Annotated in this window: 3 protein-coding genes; all 3 read left to right on the plus strand. The window is 38.2% G+C overall.

The window, feature by feature from the left end:
• Positions 1-203 precede the first annotated feature (203 nt).
• The 3 genes from E2980_RS23785 to E2980_RS23795 all read left to right on the plus strand — a co-directional run bounded on the left by E2980_RS23785 (position 204) and on the right by E2980_RS23795 (position 1,507).
• Positions 204-458 (plus strand): hypothetical protein, encoded by a 255-nt coding sequence (locus E2980_RS23785; protein ID WP_135154693.1) that lies wholly within the window; start codon positions 204-206, stop codon positions 456-458.
• Positions 455-844, plus strand: coding sequence for a retropepsin-like aspartic protease (locus E2980_RS23790; protein WP_135154694.1), 390 nt, complete (start codon positions 455-457; stop codon positions 842-844). The genes E2980_RS23785 and E2980_RS23790 overlap by 4 nt, the downstream gene beginning before the upstream one ends.
• Positions 845-1,057: 213 nt before the next feature.
• Entirely contained in the window at positions 1,058-1,507 is a 450-nt protein-coding gene (locus tag E2980_RS23795) for a WapI family immunity protein (protein ID WP_135154695.1), read from the plus strand.
• Positions 1,508-1,803 lie beyond the last annotated feature (296 nt).

Here is a 1,803-nt window from a genome sequence, read left to right on the forward strand (position 1 = left end):
TTCGATGTAGCAATTGGCAGTAGCAGGGAAGCGGAATCAGCCGGACACATCCTACCACCTAACCGCATCGCGGCCAGTCGCTTCGCTCCTTTAAGGTGGTAGGACGTCGTGAACACAAGAACGTTATACGAAAGTCCACAAAGGCTAAAAGTTTCAAAGATATGGTATAATTTCTTCATAAGCTCAAGAAAAGAGGTAAAGCAATGAATTGGGAAACCTTAAGAAATCATTTTCCAGATCAATGGGTACTCTTTGAAGCTATGGAAGCACATTCCGATAACGGCAGAAGATTGGTTGATCGTATTTCATTGATTAATAAATTTAATGAAGGCAAAGATGCTTTGCATGAATATAAATTACTTCATAAGACAGAACCAAGCCGTGAACTTTATGTGGCTCATACAAGTAAGATTGAATTAGAGATAATAGAGCGTAAATGGCTGGGAGTTCGGATATGAATACAGTGATTCATCTCTCAAACAGTGATTTACCCTTTATCGAAATAATAGTCTATTACAATAATAAAAGCATAAGGTTACCTCGAGTTTTGATTGATACAGGATCATCAAGCACGATACTGAAATTAGATCTAGTTGAAGAGATTGGTCTGACTGTCGAATTAGATGATGTCTTGGGAACAATTAGCGGTGTCGGTGGAAGTGAATTTGTGTTCTTCAAGACAGTAGATGCAATAGAGATAAATGATTTTCGGATTGAGAACTTTCAGGTTGATATAGGAACAATGAATTACGGCATAAATATTGATGGAATTATTGGAATGGACTTTTTATTAAGGGCAAGAGGAATAATTGACTTGAATGAATTAATACTTATTTGTAAGTAATAGCAGGAAGTGTGGACCTTCGTATAACACCGTATTCACGCTTCGGGCCATTCGGCCCTCGGTCTGCCCGATGTATTTCAATGAAGAATATCAGGCAGACACATCGATCCCCCTAAGATAAGAGCTATCTAAGGGGGATCGACGTCGTGAATACCAGAACGTTATAAGAAATTCCCGCTAAAGACTAAAGTTCAAGAGAAGTGAGGGCGTTAAATGAACCAATTTCAAATATATGGTGAGAATAATGATTACTTAATTATTCGATTAAATAAGATACATGGATTTCCGGATACTACATGTTATTCAGGCGGCTATGATGCAGAGGGTTCAATATTAATTAAAAGCGGAAGTTACTCAGCCTCTGGTTCCTTATGGATCTCAACAGGAGAAATATTTATTTTTAAGAATCAACTTAAAGAAATTTATGATAAATGCAGTGGAGAAGCAATAATAGCAAATTACGAAGTTAATATAGAAGCGAGCATAAAAATAGATACTAGAGGAAGGGTAATAATTGAAGGTAGATATAAAGAATTTTCATCAATTGATAATGAATTAACATTCTCTTTTGAATCGGATCAAAGTTATATAGTAAAAACTCTTGAAGAACTAAATGTAATAGCATTGAAATACGGTGGAATGAAAGGAATTAATAAGTGTTGAATGTATTTCAGAGAAGGCGGGAACATCTTATAACACCATATTCACGCATCGGAGCATTCGCCCCTCGGTCCGGCAGAAGTTAGAAGTAGATTCGGGGTTGTAATTGGCAGTAGCAGGGAAGTTGAATCAGCCGGACACACCCGCACCACCCAACCGCGTCGCGGCCAGTTATAATGCTCCCATAGGTTGAGACACGGGAGAGTGATAAATAAGTTATAATGAGACTATGGAAAAACGGAACCGATATACCTCAGAGTTTAAGACGAAAGTTGTGCTGGAGGTCCTCCGCGAGGAAC

The organism is Cohnella luojiensis, assembly GCF_004564235.1.
Lineage (GTDB): Bacteria > Bacillota > Bacilli > Paenibacillales > Paenibacillaceae > Cohnella > Cohnella luojiensis.

Excerpts from the sequence above, each read along its gene's own strand:
- E2980_RS23785 (WP_135154693.1), top strand. The coding sequence starts at position 204 with ATGAATTGGGAAACCTTAAGAAATCATTTTCCAGATCAATGGGTACTC.
- E2980_RS23790 (WP_135154694.1), top strand. The coding sequence starts at position 455 with ATGAATACAGTGATTCATCTCTCAAACAGTGATTTACCCTTTATCGAA.
- E2980_RS23795 (WP_135154695.1), top strand. The coding sequence starts at position 1,058 with ATGAACCAATTTCAAATATATGGTGAGAATAATGATTACTTAATTATT.